The sequence below is a fragment of the Serratia sp. 3ACOL1 genome, from assembly GCF_003668775.1.
Classification (GTDB): domain Bacteria; phylum Pseudomonadota; class Gammaproteobacteria; order Enterobacterales; family Enterobacteriaceae; genus Chania; species Chania fonticola.
Genome location: NZ_CP033055.1, coordinates 1,384,106 through 1,400,249, shown reverse-complemented (window position 1 = coordinate 1,400,249; position 16,144 = coordinate 1,384,106). Strand labels below are relative to the sequence as shown.

Genomic DNA, 16,144 nt, shown 5'->3' with positions numbered 1-16,144 from the left:
TAGACAAAAAACTGACAGCTCCCTATGATTTTGTGATTCAAGACGTATTTTTCATCTCCCGAACCCGGTAAGGAACCGCTGTGACAACCGCTTCGCGTTCTGCGGCCAGTATGCCAAAAACGCTGCCAGCCCCTGACAGTGCCCCAACAACCAAACGCACCACGCTGAATAAACTCCCCTACATCGAACGCGGTACACCGCAGTTTATGCGTGTGACCTTGGCGCTGTTCTCTGCCGGGCTGGCTACCTTTGCGCTGCTGTACTGTGTGCAACCGATCTTGCCGGTGCTTTCGCAAGATTTTGGCATCTCCCCAGCGGAGAGCAGCCTTTCCCTTTCCTTCTCCACTGGGATGTTGGCCATCGGCCTGATGTTTACCGGCCCGCTGTCAGATGCTATCGGCCGTAAGTCGGTGATGGTGGTGGCCCTGCTGTTGGCGGCGATCTGTACGCTGATTTGTGCCTTCATGACCAGTTGGCACGGCATCTTGGTGATGCGAGCGCTGATTGGGCTTTCTCTGAGCGGGGTTGCGGCAGTCGGTATGACCTATCTGAGCGAAGAGATCCACCCGAGCTTCGTGGCCTTTTCTATGGGCCTTTATATCAGCGGCAACTCGATCGGTGGGATGAGTGGGCGCCTGGTGACCGGGGTGCTCACCGATTTCTTCTCCTGGCGGATCTCGCTGGCGGTGATTGGAGTGTTCGCCCTGGCGGCGGCTTGCATGTTCTGGCGCATTCTGCCTGCCTCCAAGCACTTCCGTGCCAGTTCATTACGGCCAAGGACGTTGCTGATTAACTTTAAGCTGCATTGGCACGATAAGGGGCTGCCGCTGCTGTTTGCCGAAGGTTTCCTGCTGATGGGCAGCTTTGTGACAATGTTCAACTACATTGGCTACCGCCTGCTGAGCGATCCTTATCATCTTAGCCAGGCAATTGTAGGCCTGTTGTCGGTGGTGTATCTCACCGGTTCTTACAGTTCCCCCAAAGCGGGTGCCCTGACCTCAAAATATGGCCGCGGCCCGGTGCTGCTGGCGTCCATTATCATTATGCTGATCGGGATACTGATCACCGCCCTGGCCCCTGTCACCGTGATCTTTATTGGCATGATGCTGTTCACCGCCGGTTTCTTTGCCGCCCATTCGGTTGCCAGCAGTTGGATTGGCCGCCGCGCACGCCGGGCCAAAGGCCAGGCTTCTTCGCTCTATCTGTTTTGTTATTACGTGGGTTCCAGCGTTGCCGGTACGCTGGGCGGCGTGTTCTGGCATAACTTTGGCTGGAGCGGCGTAGTTGCCTTTATCAGCGTGATGCTGTTGCTGGCCCTGCTGGTTGGCCACTACCTGAAGAAATTGCCGGAAGCCGCGCGTATTTAACCTCTAGACCCTTTCCGCTCTGGGAAGGGTCACCCTTACCTCCCTAGTTAGCTTGCACCACTCGTTGTTAATAACGATGATGAGGCCGAAGTTGCCACCCTGGTTACACTGCCCTACAATGTATGTTGTAACTAAAATGCGAGGTAATGATGGATAAGTACAGCCTGATCGGCAGAATGAATGCGCGTTTTAGCGAGCTGGAACAGGCATTGGCGCAACTCCACCAGCAAATCCAGCCGTTGCGGTTGCTGGCAGCAAGGGTGTTCAGCCTGCCAGAAATCGAGAAAGGTAAGGAGCATAGCGCCATCGAACAGATAAGCGTGGAGCAACATGTGGGCCAGGCTGCCCGTGACCTTGCCCTGGAACACTACCAACGGCTGTTTATCCACCACAACCGCCAGCATATCAGCAGCAAGGCGGCGGTAAGATTGCCCGGTGTCATTTGCCTTGAGACCGAACGAGCCGAGTATCTGGTGCTACAACAGCAGATCGCCCTGATCAACCGGCTGAAGGCGGAGCTGGAACAGATCATTACCGTAGAGTCTGGCCTGGCCCCCGAGCAACGTTTTGAGTTTGTGCACACCCACCTGCACGGTTTGATCACCCTCAGCGCCTATCGCTCCATCACCCTGCTCACCAACCCGGACTCGGTACGTTTTGGCTGGGCCAACAAGCACATCATCAAGAAGGTGAAACGCGACGATATCCTGGCGCAATTAGAGAAAAGCCAGAAAGCCGGGCGCGCCGTTCCGCCCTACAACCGCGAACAGTGGGCCGAGTTGGTGGGCCGTGAAATTGACGACGTCAGCCGCCTGCCGCAGAACGCCATGCTGAAAATCAAACGGCCGGTAAAGGTGCAGCCAATCGCGCGCGTCTGGTATCAACCACAGCAAAAACAGGTACAGCACCCCTGCCCGCTGCCGCTGATTGCCCTGTGCCAACCAGAGATGGGCGCACAGGTACCGAAGATCGGTGAACTGCTCAATTACGACGTGACGGCGGTAAAACACAAATATAAGCCGGAGGCTAAGCCGCTGCGCCTGCTGGTGAAACGCCTGCATCTGTATACCGACATTGAGGAATAATTAACGGGCGTAAAATCAGTTTATCGGGGTATTTGGTTGAACGGGCACAGCATGTGTGCCCTACATGGCGAATCGAGCAGTGAAAGAATTACTCGTCGTTAAGCTTGTAAACACGCAGACGATGGCCATCAGGATCGGCCGCAACAAAGGTGTAGCCGAAGTCGAGCTCGACCGGAGATTGCACGATAGTTAACCCTTTATCCCGCCACTGTTGATAGAGTGCATCGACCTGTTGTGGTTGTTCACACATAAAGCAGATCTCTGTGCCGCCACCGGTCGTCGCTGGCGCAGGCTCTACGGTATGTTTTGACCACATGCCCAGTTTGAAACCGTTATTGAAGATAAATAAGGCAAAGGTGGGAGACTGCTCGACAGGTTCAGTGCCCAACAGTTGGCGATAAAATTCGGCGCTTTTTTCTGGGCTGTCGACATAAATCATGGTCATGCTTGGGGTAGTCATCACGTTATCCTCTGAATGGGAACCGGCTGGCTCCTGATAACGTCACTCTAGTGCACCCTACTGTCAGTTTATGGCAGCAGGATCATTGGGCAATACCCTCACTTTCACGCCACAGCTTCATCAATGCCCGGCGGCCGCGCGGGTAACGGTGCTCCAACAGCGTTAACCGGCCAATACGGTCAAGGCGGAAATGGCGTATCGAACCGCGCAGTTCGCACCAGGCCATCAGGATCTGCACCTGTTCAAAGTAGCCCATGGCAAACGGCCACAAGATACGCTCACTGCCATTACCGGCATAATCCCGATACTCCACCTTGATTTTACGCTCCAAACGGATGGCTTCACGGATCGTCACCAGGGTCTCATCCGCCACATAGGCGGTAGGCACCGGGCCGATCAGCAGCGTATTGGCATCCAGCTCTTCACGCAGTTCCGCAGGCAACACGGCGGCAATTTTTGCCAACGCATTGGTCGCCGCGCCGGCAAGCTGGCTGTCACCCCGGCGTTCCACCCAGCGCATACCCAGAACCAGCGCCTCGATTTCAGTTTGCGAGAACATCAGCGGCGGCAGCATAAATCCCGGCCGTAATACATAACCGATCCCCACTTCGCCAACAATATCCGCCCCCTGTTGCTGCAAGGTGGCAATATCACGGTATAAAGTGCGCATACTGATCCCCAGCTCTTCGGCCAGGGAATGCCCGGCGACCGGGTAACGATGGCGGCGCAGGATCTGCATCAGATCGAGCAGGCGTTGAGTGCGGGACATGGGTTACTCTCGTTGCAGCAGTTGTTGAATAAAGTCGGCAAAGGCACGGGCCTTGGCCGAGATGAAGTGCCCACTGGGAAACACCGCCCACATCGCCAACGGCGGTAGCTGCCATTGCGGCAAGACGGCAACCACCTTACCCTCACGTAATTCGCTACGAAACAGCCCTTCACAGGCTACCGTCGCACCAAAGCCAGCCACCACCATTTCACGTAAGCATTCGGTAGCACTCACGCGCACCCGGCCCTGTAATCGGACCTGTTGCTGCTGTTGTTCATGGGTGAACAGCCACTCCTCAGCGCCACCAGCACGGTGATGGATCACCATATCATGCTGTAGCAACTCCCGTGGCATTTGGGGCATCCCTGCCCTGGCAAAATACGACGGTGCCCCGATGACTCGTTGTGTTGCTGAGCCCAATTTGCGGGCGGTAAAGCCGGAGTCAGATAAATCACCAATCCGCAAAGCGATATCGATCCCCTCAGCGATCAACCCTAACTCACCTTCATCAAGCAGCAGATCCATTGCCAACTCCGGGTTGTCGTGTAGAAACCGAGTCAAGTCCGGCAATTCAATCATACGGGAAAACACCGCAGACGAAGCGACCCGCAGCCGGCCGGTCAACACCTCGGCCACGCCTGACACGGCTGATTCGGTTTCCGCGACCTCATGCAAGATGTGCTTGGCCCGTAGATAGAGCTGTTGCCCCGCTTCCGTCGGCCGTAAACCGTGAGTGGAGCGAAGCAGCAAGCGCGTATTCAGCTGTTGTTCCAACCGGACAATCGCCTTGGATACCGCCGGTTGACCAACGTTAAGCCGCCGGGCCGCAACGGAAAACGATCCCGCCTCAAATACGCTGATATAGGTAGCATAGTCGCCTAGCTTGTCCATCCTGCCATTCCCCGTTGGAATAACCATTAGTGATCACCGCACTCTACCCCCATACAACGACAATAGGCAAACTGGTTGCTGTCCATTCGCTATCTTAAGGAACAACATGAAACTTCAGGATCAGCTCGACGCGTTCAAGGCCGCTTTTGAAGCAGGCCAACTGCCCTTCAAGCTTGCGCCCTCGGATCATGAACTCTTGCGTCAGGGTATCGACGAGCTTATCAGTACAGAAATGGCCAACAACGCCTTGTCGGTCGGAGATCGAGCCCCTGAGTTTACGTTGCCGGATACCCAGGGTAACCCAGTCTCTTCCCGGCAATTGCTGGCGCAAGGACCGCTGGTCATCAGTTTTTATCGGGGAGGATGGTGCCCATACTGCAATATGGATCTCCAGGCACTGCAGGCCGTTCTGCCTGAGTTGCGTGACCGTGCCAACCTGGTGGCCATCTCGCCACAGTTGCCGGTTAACGGCCTACAAATGCAGCAAGCGCATGGCTTAACGTTTCCTTTGCTGACGGATAGCGGCAATAGCCTGGCAGCACAGTTTGGTTTACGTTTCGCGTTGGCGGATGATCTTGTCGAGCTGTACACCAACAGCTTAGGTATCGACCTGACCAAGCTTAACGACGAAAGTGGTTGGACATTGCCGATGCCTGCCCGCTTCGTTATCGCGCCTGGCGGTGACATCATTTATGCCGAAGTTAACCCGGATTATACCCAACGTGCGGATCCGTGGGCGTTGGTTTCATTGCTGAAAGGTTGAGCCGCGCTGCCAGGCGCTATCACCGCACCTGGCCTTTGGCGTTATTTCCTCATGCTGCCGACCATCTCCCCTGGCCGTACCCATTCGTCAAACTGCTGCTCGGTCAGATAGCCCAACTTCAGCGCCGAGGCTTTCAGGGTTAATCCTTCCTTGTGGGCCTTTTTGGCGATTTCCGCCGCCTTGTCATAACCGATATGGGTATTCAAGGCGGTAACCAACATCAGCGACTCGTTAAGCAACTGGCCGATGCGTTCGCGGTTCGGTTCAATCCCCACAGCGCAGTGCTCATTGAAGCCGCTCATGCCGTCTGCCAGCAAACGAATAGATTGCAGATAGTTGTGAATAACCAGCGGGCGGAATACGTTCAGCTCAAAGTTACCGGACGCGCCGCCAATGTTCACCGCCACGTCGTTGCCCATCACCTGTGCACAGAGCATGGTCATTGCTTCACACTGCGTTGGGTTGACCTTCCCCGGCATGATTGAGCTGCCTGGTTCGTTTTCAGGGATAGAAATTTCACCGATGCCACAGCGTGGGCCAGAGGCCAGCCAGCGCACATCGTTGGCGATCTTCATCAACGAGGCGGCCAAGCCCTTCAAGGCACCGTGGCCATGCACCAGCGCATCGCAGGTTGCCAGGGCTTCGAACTTGTTCGGCGCGGTGACAAAAGGCTGACCGGTCAGTTCTACCAAAGCCTTCGCCACCCGTACCGCGTATTCGGGATGAGTATTCAGCCCAGTCCCTACGGCCGTGCCCCCCAAGGCCAGCTCACTGAGATGCGGGATGCTGGCTTCGATATGTTTGAGGTTATATTCCAACATCGCCGCCCAGCCGGAGATTTCCTGGCCCAGCGTCAGTGGCGTAGCATCTTGAAGATGGGTGCGACCGATTTTAACGATATCGTGGAAAGCTTCCGCCTTGGCATGCAGCGTGCGGTGCAGCGCCTTCAGCTCTGGGATCAGATGCTCGCGCACCGCGATAACCGCCGCCACATGCATTGCGGTAGGGAAAACGTCGTTGGAGCTCTGGCTTTTGTTGACGTCGTCGTTGGGGTGGACCCGCCGCGCTTCACCACGTTCGCCCCCCAGCAACTCGCTGGCACGGTTGGCCAGCACTTCGTTCATGTTCATATTGGTCTGGGTGCCGGAACCGGTTTGCCAGATCGACAATGGGAATTCATTGGGGTGCTTGTCCGCCAGCACTTCATCGGCAGCCAGGATAATCGCCTTGCCCCGCTCTGCAGGCAGCAATCCCAGATCCATATTGACGCTGGCTGCCGCACGCTTGGTCATCGCTAACGCATGGATCAGCGACGGAGGCATTTTTTCTGATGAGATACGGAAATGTTCCAACGAACGCTGAGTCTGAGCACCCCATAGCTGATCGGCGGGTACTTCGATGGGGCCCATTGAGTCTTTTTCAATCCGAACACCTGCCATCACGGTCTCCTTAGCACAATTCCTAGAAATGAAAGGGTATGCCAACGAGTGACAACCCGTTGGCGAGCCACCTCAGTATAGCCAGATAATAACTATTCGCATTAACGCCCAGACTAAAGAGCATTTTTAGCCATCTTGGCTTGCATGCGCCTGCGCCACATTGTTTACTTAGCGCAATTTTCTTGAGAAAGCAGGGATACGATCATGCAAAAAATGACTAATGCCATCCAAAACTACGCCTGGGGCAGCGTTGATGCGTTAACCAAGCTGTATGGCATTGCCAACCCGACGGGCAAACCAATGGCCGAACTGTGGATGGGTGCCCACCCTAAAAGCAGCTCACAGGTCACGGATCAGGCGGGGAACCTGCGTTCTCTGCGTGAGGTGATTGATGCCGACCAGCCTAAACAGCTGGGGGCCGAAGTGGCACAACGCTTTGGTGAACTGCCGTTCCTGTTTAAGGTGCTGTGTGCCGACCAGCCACTCTCCATCCAGGTCCACCCAAGCAAGAGTGCCGCAGAGGTGGGCTTTGCCAAAGAAAATGCCGCCGGTATTCCGTTTGACGCCGCTGAGCGCAACTATAAGGATCCGAATCACAAGCCGGAGCTGGTGTTTGCCCTGACGCCGTTCCTGGCGATGAATGGCTTCCGCGAACTGAACGATATCGTTGCGCTGTTACAACCTCTTTCCGGCGCACATCACGATATCGCCGCCTTCCTGCAGCAGCCGGATACCGCCCACCTGGCGACCTTGTTTGCCAGCCTGCTGGGGATGAGCGGTGAGCAAAAAACGCTGGCGCTTGGCGTGCTGAAAGCCGCTTTGAACAACCAGCAGGGTGAGCCTTGGGACACCATCCGCTTTATCGCGCGTTTCTATGCCGACGACAGCGGCCTGTTCTCTCCGCTGCTGTTGAACGTGGTCAAACTGGCACCGGGTGAAGCCATGTTCCTGTATGCCGAGACCCCACATGCCTATCTGAACGGCGTCGCGCTGGAAGTGATGGCAAACTCTGATAACGTGCTACGCGCGGGTCTGACGCCAAAATTCATCGATATTCCTGAACTGTTGGCCAACCTGCAGTTCCGCCCACAACCGGCATCTGGCCTGCTGACTCAGCCAGAGCAACGTGGCAAAGAACTGTTCTTCCCGATCCCCGTTGAGGACTTTGCCTTCTCGTTACACGATCTCGATGCCACACCGCAGCCACTGGCGCAAAACAGCGCGGCAATTGTGTTCTGCGTAGAAGGTGAAGCAACGCTGGAGAAACAGGGCCAACAGGTCATCTTGCAGCCAGGTGAATCGTGCTTTATTGCTGCCTTTGAATCCCCGGTTACCGTCACCGGGAGCGGCCGTATCGCCCGCGTTTATAATCAGTTGTCCTAATTGACGGTAAAATATAGGTAAATAAGTTGCTAAGATGATTAGTTTACCTACACAATAAAACGCCTACGGGCGTTTTTTTGCAGACCCAATTGGTCGCCCTGCCCTCTACCGGCTTAACAAAGGAAGAACAGAACTATGAAAAAATCGTTAGTCGCTGTCAGCGTCATTGTGGTGCTCGGCGCAGCATGGACTGGGGCCTCTTGGTACACCGGCAAGCTTATCGAGCAACGGATGGGGGAAATGGTAGACACAGCCAATAGCCAGTTGAAAACCCTACTGCCTAAGGCTGGGGTCAAGATGAGCTATGAAAACTACCAACGCGGGATTTTCAGCAGCCAAGCCCGTTTTGTGCTGCGTGCCGATGGTAGCATCACCACCGACGATGCCCTGCTGAAGTCCGGCGAAGAAGTGGCCTTCATTGAAACCGTCGATCACGGCCCATTCCCGCTGGCCCAGTTGAAAAAATTCAACCTGATCCCAAGCATGGCTTCGGTACATACCGAGCTGGAAAACACGCCAAAAGTCAAAACCCTGTTTGAAATCACCAAAGGCAAGTCACTGTTCAGCGCCGATTCACGCATTGCTTACAGCGGCGATGTCGCCAGCTCCATCGATGTGATCCCGGTGGAATACCAGAAAGACAAGTCCTCACTGAAATTCAGCGGTGCAAAAATTGACGCGGATATCGGCAAGGATATGCAAACCGCTGTCCTGGACGCCAGCAGTGATAGCCTGGTGATCAGTGGCCCGAATCAGTCCGGCCAGAACGAACAGATGACGATGCAAGGGCTTACGCTCAAAAGCAACACGCATCTGGGCCAATACAGTCTGAGCCTGGGTCAGCAAGCGCTGGGCATGAAGCAACTGACCATGGCTATCGACGGTAAAGATGCCATGACGATGGAAGGCTTCAACCTGGCCAGCCAGTTCGGCGAGAAAGGCAACAGCCTCGCAGGTCAGCTGGACTACACCATGGCAGCGTTGAAAATTCAGGGCACCGATTTTGGCGCGGGTAAGCTGCTGCTGAAAATCGACAACCTGGACGGTAAAGGGCTGAAAGAGTTTGCCGATCGTTACAACCAGCAGGCCATGGCCTTGCTGCAACAGGCAGAAACGCTGTCACCAGAAGCCTACCAACAACAAACGGCTGAGATGCTGGTGCAAAACCTGCCGCTGTTGCTGAAAGGCAACCCAACTATCAGCATCGCACCGCTGAGCTGGAAAAATGCCAAGGGTGAAAGCGCCTTTACCCTTAACCTCGATCTGCTGGATCCTTCAAAGGCTGGCGCTGCGGCCGAATCACCGGACCAACAGCTTGCCCGTTCGGTCAAGAAAATCGACGCGCAGTTGACTGTTCCGGTCGCTATGGCGCAGGAAACAATGGCTCAAGCGGCACAGCTGCAAGGTGCCAGTGCACAACAAGCACAGCAGCAGGCCGAGCAGCAGGTGAAAAGCCTGGCGGCAATGGGCGAGATGTTCAAGATCACCACGCTGAAAGATAACGTGATAAGCAGCAGCTTCAAGTATGCCGATAACCAGATTGAGCTGAACGGCAGCAAAATGTCGCTGCCGGAGTTCGTGGGTATGTTCGGGATGCTGGGCGGCGCTTCCGCACCAGAAGAAGATAGTGCTCCAGAGCCCGATCAGCAGGATGCCGCTCCGGCACCTGAGCAGCCAACTCTGCAAGGGCAATAAAAACCTTCTAGGGCCAGACGATATCTGGCCCTTTATTTTTAACCATAAACCGCATCGCGGATCTGCACGGGATATAAACCGCTCATACCCTCAATTGCGGTGTTGGTCAGCGCTACCACGCTCAACTGCGCGACCGGATCATAAAACCAGCTGTGCCCATATACGCCGCCCCACTGCATAGTGCCATTATTCTGCGGCGTTGCTGCCAATGCGGCATCCACCAGCACCGCGCCACCAAAACCAAAGCCCCAACCCGGCCCCTGAATTTCTGCCTGCGCTCCTACATGGGGTTGTCGCATCAATGCGGCGGTTTCTGCCTGCAAAACTCCGTCGCTACCATTACGCAACGTCTCCACCAGGCGCAGCACATCGTCAGCGTCGCCAACCATTCCCGCGCCAGCCGAAGGATAAGCGTGGCGGTCAAGCGCTCGCGAAGGCGCAAACTCCACGTCAAAACCAAACTCCTCAGGAAGCCTTAGCAGAAAGCCGTCATACATCGCTGCCGGTTGCGGTTCAGTATTGTAATAGGCCGTAGCCAGCTTATCGGCGTTCAACGCATAAAAACCGGTATTCCCCAGCCCTAGCGGTTGACCAGCCCAGCGCTCGAATAGCTGTGGCAAAGGCACACCAGCCACCTGCTCTAGCACCGCACCCAATACGTCAATGGCCAGTGAATAGCTGAATTCGCTCCCCGGCTCTGTCTGCAACGGGGCCTGCGACAACCGACGCAGATTTTGCTCCAGCGTTAACGAGGACATCTCCAGGCCATCGTGGATCCCTAACCGCTGATAGATCCCGCCCTCTGGTTGCTTGAAACGGTAGTCCAGCCCGGCGGTGTGGGTTAACAGGTGGCGAATAGCGATCGCTGGCCGACGTCCATCGGGCAACGCCGGAGTAAACCACGGTAGCCAACGGCTCACGGCATCATCCAGACTCAGCAATTGCTGTTCTATCATGCGCATCGCTACCAGCGTGATGTAGGGTTTAGAGACCGAAGATAGCCGGAATTGGCTGTTACGCTGCATGGGTTGCCGCTGCTCGCGATCGGCATAGCCGCTGGCACCGGCGTAAATCACCGCCCCCTGTTGAGCCACCAGCACCACGCTACCTACGATCCGCCCTTCGGCGATCGCCTGCTGATTAACTGCCTCTATCCGTTGTTTCAATGCCTGAGCCATAACTGTGATCCTCTTAAGGTAATCAGGCCAGTCTACGGTTTCGATCATTAAATAAAATAGGCTAAAATTTAATGAATCATTAAGTTGGAATTATTAATAGATGAGCTCACTGCTGCAATTACTGCCATTTTTCGACGCCGTTGCCAAATTGGGCAGCTTTACCCAGGCGGCCAATCATCTGGGCGTCACACCGCCTGCGGTTTCACAAAATATCCGCGCGCTAGAGGCCCTTTTGGGAGTACGCCTGTTCAACCGCACTAGCCGTTCAGTCAGACTAAGCGATGAAGGGCTGGCATTTTATGAAAAAATCGCCCCCGCTATGGGCCAGATTGAGATCGCGGCAGAAAATGCCAGCAGCCAACGTGGTGAGCCAAGCGGATTATTACGTATTACCTTGCCGCAGTTGGCCGCGTCGATGCTGGTCATGCCCTATCTGCCGGAGTTCCATGCGCGCTATCCTGAGCTTAAGCTGGAGCTGTTTACCGACGATCGTTTTGCCGATCTGGTGCTGGATAATTTTGATGCGGGCATCCGCATGCAGCGCATGTTGCAAAAAGACATGGTGGCCGTCCCTATCGACAATGGCCAACAACATGTGATCGTGGCTTCTCCGGGCTATCTGGCACAACAGGGTCAGCCCGAAACGCCGCAGGAGTTACAGCAGCATGACTGCATGCGCTACCGCTTTCCCGGCAGTGGCAAACTGGAACCCTGGTATTTCAGCAACGGTACTGAGCATTTGACGCTGGAGGTCAACGAGCGGCTGATCTTCAATGAAAACCAGCTGCTTAAAGACGCGGCGATAGCGGGATTAGGGCTCACCCAACGCTTTCGGGCTGCCGTACACCAAGAGTTGCAGAGCGGGCAACTGCGAGAGGTTCTGCAGGATTTTAGCAACGTCGCGCCGGGGTTCTTTATCTACTTTCCGGCGGGCCGCCATATGCCGCTCAAGCTGCGCGCCTTTATCGATTTTATGCGGGAAAAACGCGAGCAGCAGATCAAGCCGATCCGCGCTTGAGCTTCTGGGTATTGAAGGCCTGGGAGGGATCTTTCACTTTTTGCTTTCAGCGTGGCATCAGAATGCGATTCACTCATGGCATTGCTGATTAAGTATCCAGGCAGAAATTGCACTTAGGGAACCCGGCGAGTATGCCTGTTGTCCGGCCAGCAGAAATCCCCCTTGCTTCCACCAAGGCCACTGAGAGGATAGCTGGTAGTCAAACCATTCGCTCCGTAAAAGCCCATGGGTAGCATCAGCGACCAGTCTGATGCAGCGAGGTGTTTTGGCCGGTAGTTCTTCGCTCCAGACAGCAATCGTTTCGTGAGGATCGACATTCCGATCGTCCGCCCCCATCAGGATCATTACCGGCGTTTGCATCGCTGAAATAGCTTTCCTTGCATCGGCCTGTGAGTTTCGACGCTCAAAGTCCTCCCGGGTACAACGAGAAAGACAGGGAGATGCGGCTGCTTCCTGCGTAAACTGCCTGTCAAAAGCGGTGGCTTCTCGTGCTTGCGCCTTCACGATATTCTCAGCTGACTGGCCCTCAGATTTTAGACGTTGCCCCGTATAATAAATCCCCTGAGCTCGCCAATTTATCGCCGCCCCCACCAGAATAACAAAGTCGGTTTTTACCTGTTGGCTGGCCTTTGGCACGACCCAACCCGCCTGAGAAAAGCCAAGAAAGCCTATATCGCTGTGGTTAAACTCCGGTTCCTGTTTCAGTTTTCTCAGAGCAGATGCCGCTTCATCTGCACGATCTGACAGGGTTTGTGCCAGCCAGTTACCACTGCTTGCCCCAACGCCGGGTTTATCCCATGAATAAACCGCGATCCCTTGGGCAACCAGGAACTTCACCAACGGAATATAGCCGCCTTCAGACCAGCGGTCTTGAGCGCCATCGCCATGAACCAGCACGACAAGCGGTGGGGATATCTTCCCAGGAGGGAGGATTAATGTGCCTTCCAGAATGTCCTGATGATGCTCAAAGTTGATAGTTCGTTGGTGCGCATCATCGGAAAGTTCAAATTCAGATAACCGAATCAGCGAAAAAACGACCAGGAAGCTCACCATGCAGAAACCAAATATCCCATATCTGTTCATAGCTGCTCCCAAATTAAATCTCATATCGTGTCGGTTATATCAAAAATTGCGCTTTAATTTAATCAAGCATCAGAGCAAGGCTGTTTAGAGACACCTGAGAATTTATAATACTGGGACAACGGCAAGATTGGAGATATGCTGCGGATCAGGCCGATCCGCGCTTGATCAGCTCTGGGGACAGGATCACATTCTGCGGTGCTAATGAATCATCGCCAATACGTTGTAACAACCGCAGAGCAGCACTGCGTCCAACTTCTCGAGCCGAGCTGGAGATAAAGGTCAGCGGGGGTTCGGTCAGTTCGGCCTCCGGCACATCGCCAAAACCGATCAGCGCCACCTGTTGACCATAAAAACTGTCCATCCCTTCCGAGCCAATACTACGGCCACTGCGCACAATACCAAAATAGGCACCCAACGCCACCGAGGCCTTATGGCACACCAACGCACTGATATTGGGATACTGACGCAACAGGTTTTCAGCAGCTTCAGCCGCTGCCCGTTGATGGCAATCGCATTCGACGATCCACTCTGAGCGGAATGGCAGGCCGTATTGCACCAGGGTGGCACAGAATCCCCCCAGGCGTTCGGCGCGGGTGAGTGAATCGCCTTGTCCACCAAGGTAGGCGATCTGGCTATGCCCCCGTTTGATCAGAAATTCGGTGGCCATTTTCGCGGCCTGCATATTATCGGGCCGCACCACGTCTACACCTTCCAGCCCATTGGAGCGCGCGGCACACACCAGCGGCACCCCTTGAGCTTCGGCTTTCTCTTTCAGCCCTTTCGCGGTACGTACCCCACCCGCCAGCACCATGCCGTCAACGCCGTGCTCCAGAAGCATATCAAAACAGCGCATCAGCCCTTTGCCTTCGCGCCCGCTTTGGGTCAGAAACAGCACTTTGCCATTGGCTTCCAGTACCTCACTCACCCCGGCGGTCATCTCGGCATAAAACGGTTCGCAGATATCACGCAGGATCAGCCCTACCACCCCCGATTCGCCACCGCGCAGCGTCGCGGCCTGACGGTTGCGAACATAGCCAAGCTGCTCGATCGCCTGATTCACACGGGTCATGGTGGTGGGAGAAATACGCCCTTTACCGCTCAGCACCAGGGAAACGGTGGTCACGGATACGCCTGCCAACTGCGCGACGTCAGTGATAGTGATCTTTTTGATGGTAATAACCTCTGCAATGCCCTATCAGGGCGAGTTTCACCCTGATAGCAAATGGTATACCGAATCTCTCAATGCAGTAAAACGATTTACCCGCATAAGTATTGTCACCGCAAAGCACCGTTCATAATTGTGATTAGGGACGCATTTTTACTAGGTAAAACGTTTTATCTTATTTTTACCTAATCGGGTACACACAACATTGCATGCTTTTTCGCCAGGAGTCGTCGGTTATGCCAGCGTCTAAAAAACAAAAAATTACGCTTTGGGAGTTTTTCCAAAGCCTGGGCAAGACATTTATGCTGCCCGTCGCACTGCTTTCATTCTGCGGCATCATGCTGGGGATCGGTAGCTCACTAAGCAGCCGTGACGTGATCACCTTGCTGCCTTTCATTGGTCATCCGGCTTTCCAACTGCTGTTCACCTGGATGAGCAAGATCGGTTCCTTTGCCTTCAGCTTCCTGCCGGTGATGTTCGCCATTGCCATTCCTTTGGGCATGGCGCGTGAGAACAAAGGCGTGGCCGCCTTCTCTGGTTTTGTCGGCTTTACCGTGCTGAACCTGGCGACCAACTTCTACCTGACCACGTCAGGCGTGCTGCCTACCGTCGATCCACTGGTGCTGAAAGCCAATAACATCCAGAACATCCTGGGCATTCAGTCTATCGATACCGGTATCCTCGGTGCGGTGATCGTCGGGATCATCGTTTATCTGCTGCACGAGCGTTTCAACACCATCCGCCTGCCGGATGCGCTGGCGTTCTTCGGCGGTACCCGCTTCGTCCCAATCGTCACCACCGTGGTACTGGGCCTGTGCGGCCTGATTATCCCGCTGATCTGGCCTTGGTTCGCTGCCGGTATTAACGGGTTGGGCCGTATGATTAACGGCGCAGGCATGTTTGGGCCGATGATTTTCGGCTCCGGCGAACGTCTGTTGCTGCCGTTCGGGCTGCACCATATTCTGGTGGCACTGATCCGCTTTACCGAAGCGGGCGGTACGCTGGACGTTTGTGGCCGTGAAGTCAGCGGTGCATTGACCATCTTCCAGGCGCAGCTCTCTTGCCCAACCACCCACGGCTTTGCCGAAAGCGCTACCCGCTTCCTGTCCCAGGGTAAAATGCCTGCCTTCCTCGGCGGCTTGCCGGGTGCAGCGTTAGCCATGTACCACTGTGCCAAACCGGAGAACCGTCACAAGATCAAAGGGCTGCTGATTTCCGGTGTCGTGGCTTGTGTCGTCGGCGGTACCACCGAACCGATCGAATTCCTGTTCCTGTTTGTGGCTCCGTTCCTGTACCTGATCCACGCGATCCTGACCGGTCTGGGCTTCACCGTGATGGCCTTACTGGGCGTCACTATCGGTAACACCGACGGCAACATTATCGACTTCGTGGTGTTTGGTATCCTGCACGGCACCGCAACCAAGTGGTACCTGGTGCCGTTGGTGGCCGCCATCTGGTTCGTTGCCTACTATGCGATCTTCCGCTTCGCCATCCAGCGCTGGAACATTAAAACGCCGGGCCGTGAGACAGAAACCACCGCGACACAGAGCGCCCCTGTCGGTGCCGTGGGTAAATCCGGTTATAACGTGCCAGCTATCCTGGCAGCGTTGGGCGGTAAAGAAAATATCGTTTCGCTGGATAACTGCATTACCCGCCTGCGTATGTCGGTTAACGATATGAGCAAGGTGGATGACGCGGTGCTGAAAGCCAACCGGGCTATTGGCGTGGTGCACCTTAATGACCATAACCTGCAAGTGGTCATTGGCCCGCAGGTGCAATCGGTGAAAGATGAGTTAGAATCACTGATGGCCAACGCATAACCTTCCCCCCGGGCGCAGCCTGCTGCGC

The 16,144-nt window shown here is 55.1% G+C and carries 14 protein-coding genes; 7 read left to right on the top strand and 7 right to left on the bottom strand.

Annotated elements, in window-relative coordinates:
* Window positions 1-110 precede the first annotated feature (110 nt).
* Together D9980_RS06535 and tus are read left to right on the top strand one after the other, a co-directional pair.
* Window positions 111-1,367 (top strand): MFS transporter, encoded by a 1,257-nt coding sequence (locus D9980_RS06535; protein ID WP_202727424.1) that lies wholly within the window; start codon window positions 111-113, stop codon window positions 1,365-1,367.
* Window positions 1,368-1,516: 149 nt separating this feature from the next.
* Window positions 1,517-2,452: a DNA replication terminus site-binding protein gene (gene tus, locus D9980_RS06530; protein ID WP_121608968.1), complete on the top strand. Its 936-nt coding sequence runs from the start codon at window positions 1,517-1,519 to the stop codon at window positions 2,450-2,452.
* 88 nt (window positions 2,453-2,540) lie between these two features.
* On the opposite strand, the gene D9980_RS06525 is transcribed toward tus, so the two are convergent.
* The 3 genes from D9980_RS06525 to D9980_RS06515 form a co-directional block, all read right to left on the bottom strand.
* Window positions 2,541-2,912 carry a VOC family protein gene (locus tag D9980_RS06525; RefSeq protein WP_121606770.1) on the bottom strand — a complete coding sequence of 124 codons (372 nt, stop codon included), beginning with the start codon at window positions 2,910-2,912 and terminating at the stop codon, window positions 2,541-2,543.
* Between the two features lie 82 nt (window positions 2,913-2,994).
* Window positions 2,995-3,681 (bottom strand): YafY family protein, encoded by a 687-nt coding sequence (locus D9980_RS06520; protein ID WP_121606769.1) that lies wholly within the window; start codon window positions 3,679-3,681, stop codon window positions 2,995-2,997.
* Between the two features lie 3 nt (window positions 3,682-3,684).
* Entirely contained in the window at window positions 3,685-4,572 is an 888-nt protein-coding gene (locus D9980_RS06515) for a LysR family transcriptional regulator (RefSeq protein ID WP_121606768.1), read from the bottom strand.
* 106 nt (window positions 4,573-4,678) lie between these two features.
* Between D9980_RS06515 and D9980_RS06510 the strand changes: the two genes are divergently transcribed.
* Entirely contained in the window at window positions 4,679-5,335 is a 657-nt protein-coding gene (locus D9980_RS06510; RefSeq protein ID WP_121606767.1) for a peroxiredoxin-like family protein, read from the top strand.
* 41 nt (window positions 5,336-5,376) lie between these two features.
* On the opposite strand, the gene fumC is transcribed toward D9980_RS06510, so the two are convergent.
* Window positions 5,377-6,774: a class II fumarate hydratase gene (gene fumC / locus D9980_RS06505; RefSeq protein ID WP_121606766.1), complete on the bottom strand. Its 1,398-nt coding sequence runs from the start codon at window positions 6,772-6,774 to the stop codon at window positions 5,377-5,379.
* Window positions 6,775-6,978: 204 nt separating this feature from the next.
* Here fumC and manA point away from each other — a divergent pair, with 204 nt between their 5' ends.
* Both manA and D9980_RS06495 read left to right on the top strand, forming a co-directional pair.
* Window positions 6,979-8,157, top strand: a complete 1,179-nt coding sequence (gene manA, locus D9980_RS06500; protein WP_121606765.1) for a mannose-6-phosphate isomerase — start codon at window positions 6,979-6,981, stop codon at window positions 8,155-8,157.
* 135 nt (window positions 8,158-8,292) lie between these two features.
* Entirely contained in the window at window positions 8,293-9,852 is a 1,560-nt protein-coding gene (locus tag D9980_RS06495) for a YdgA family protein (RefSeq protein WP_121606764.1), read from the top strand.
* A gap of 38 nt (window positions 9,853-9,890) precedes the next feature.
* Here D9980_RS06495 and D9980_RS06490 read toward each other — a convergent pair whose 3' ends face one another.
* On the bottom strand, window positions 9,891-11,030 hold the full coding sequence (locus tag D9980_RS06490) for a serine hydrolase domain-containing protein (RefSeq protein WP_370454296.1): 1,140 nt from the start codon (window positions 11,028-11,030) through the stop codon (window positions 9,891-9,893).
* A 100-nt stretch (window positions 11,031-11,130) separates the two neighbouring features.
* Between D9980_RS06490 and D9980_RS06485 the strand changes: the two genes are divergently transcribed.
* The gene (locus D9980_RS06485) at window positions 11,131-12,048 is read left to right on the top strand and encodes a LysR family transcriptional regulator (RefSeq protein WP_121606763.1); all 918 of its coding nucleotides are present in this window, start codon (window positions 11,131-11,133) and stop codon (window positions 12,046-12,048) included.
* 69 nt (window positions 12,049-12,117) lie between these two features.
* On the opposite strand, the gene D9980_RS06480 is transcribed toward D9980_RS06485, so the two are convergent.
* Both D9980_RS06480 and D9980_RS06475 read right to left on the bottom strand, forming a co-directional pair.
* Complete coding sequence (locus tag D9980_RS06480) at window positions 12,118-13,131, bottom strand: S9 family peptidase (protein WP_121606762.1); 1,014 nt, start codon at window positions 13,129-13,131, stop codon at window positions 12,118-12,120.
* Window positions 13,132-13,276: 145 nt separating this feature from the next.
* Window positions 13,277-14,308: a Mal regulon transcriptional regulator MalI gene (locus D9980_RS06475; protein WP_121606761.1), complete on the bottom strand. Its 1,032-nt coding sequence runs from the start codon at window positions 14,306-14,308 to the stop codon at window positions 13,277-13,279.
* Between the two features lie 224 nt (window positions 14,309-14,532).
* Between D9980_RS06475 and malX the strand changes: the two genes are divergently transcribed.
* Entirely contained in the window at window positions 14,533-16,116 is a 1,584-nt protein-coding gene (malX, locus tag D9980_RS06470; RefSeq protein WP_121606760.1) for a maltose/glucose-specific PTS transporter subunit IIBC, read from the top strand.
* Window positions 16,117-16,144 lie beyond the last annotated feature (28 nt).

Bases quoted from the DNA above. Each gene is read 5' to 3' on its own strand.
- D9980_RS06490 (WP_370454296.1), bottom strand. From the start codon at position 11,030: ATGGCTCAGGCATTGAAACAACGGATAGAGGCAGTTAATCAGCAGGCG.
- D9980_RS06520 (WP_121606769.1), bottom strand. From the start codon at position 3,681: ATGTCCCGCACTCAACGCCTGCTCGATCTGATGCAGATCCTGCGCCGC.
- D9980_RS06480 (WP_121606762.1), bottom strand. From the start codon at position 13,131: ATGAACAGATATGGGATATTTGGTTTCTGCATGGTGAGCTTCCTGGTC.
- D9980_RS06525 (WP_121606770.1), bottom strand. From the start codon at position 2,912: ATGACTACCCCAAGCATGACCATGATTTATGTCGACAGCCCAGAAAAA.
- manA (WP_121606765.1), top strand. From the start codon at position 6,979: ATGCAAAAAATGACTAATGCCATCCAAAACTACGCCTGGGGCAGCGTT.
- fumC (WP_121606766.1), bottom strand. From the start codon at position 6,774: ATGGCAGGTGTTCGGATTGAAAAAGACTCAATGGGCCCCATCGAAGTA.
- malX (WP_121606760.1), top strand. From the start codon at position 14,533: ATGCCAGCGTCTAAAAAACAAAAAATTACGCTTTGGGAGTTTTTCCAA.
- D9980_RS06485 (WP_121606763.1), top strand. From the start codon at position 11,131: ATGAGCTCACTGCTGCAATTACTGCCATTTTTCGACGCCGTTGCCAAA.
- tus (WP_121608968.1), top strand. From the start codon at position 1,517: ATGGATAAGTACAGCCTGATCGGCAGAATGAATGCGCGTTTTAGCGAG.
- D9980_RS06495 (WP_121606764.1), top strand. From the start codon at position 8,293: ATGAAAAAATCGTTAGTCGCTGTCAGCGTCATTGTGGTGCTCGGCGCA.
- D9980_RS06535 (WP_202727424.1), top strand. From the start codon at position 111: ATGCCAAAAACGCTGCCAGCCCCTGACAGTGCCCCAACAACCAAACGC.
- D9980_RS06510 (WP_121606767.1), top strand. From the start codon at position 4,679: ATGAAACTTCAGGATCAGCTCGACGCGTTCAAGGCCGCTTTTGAAGCA.
- D9980_RS06515 (WP_121606768.1), bottom strand. From the start codon at position 4,572: ATGGACAAGCTAGGCGACTATGCTACCTATATCAGCGTATTTGAGGCG.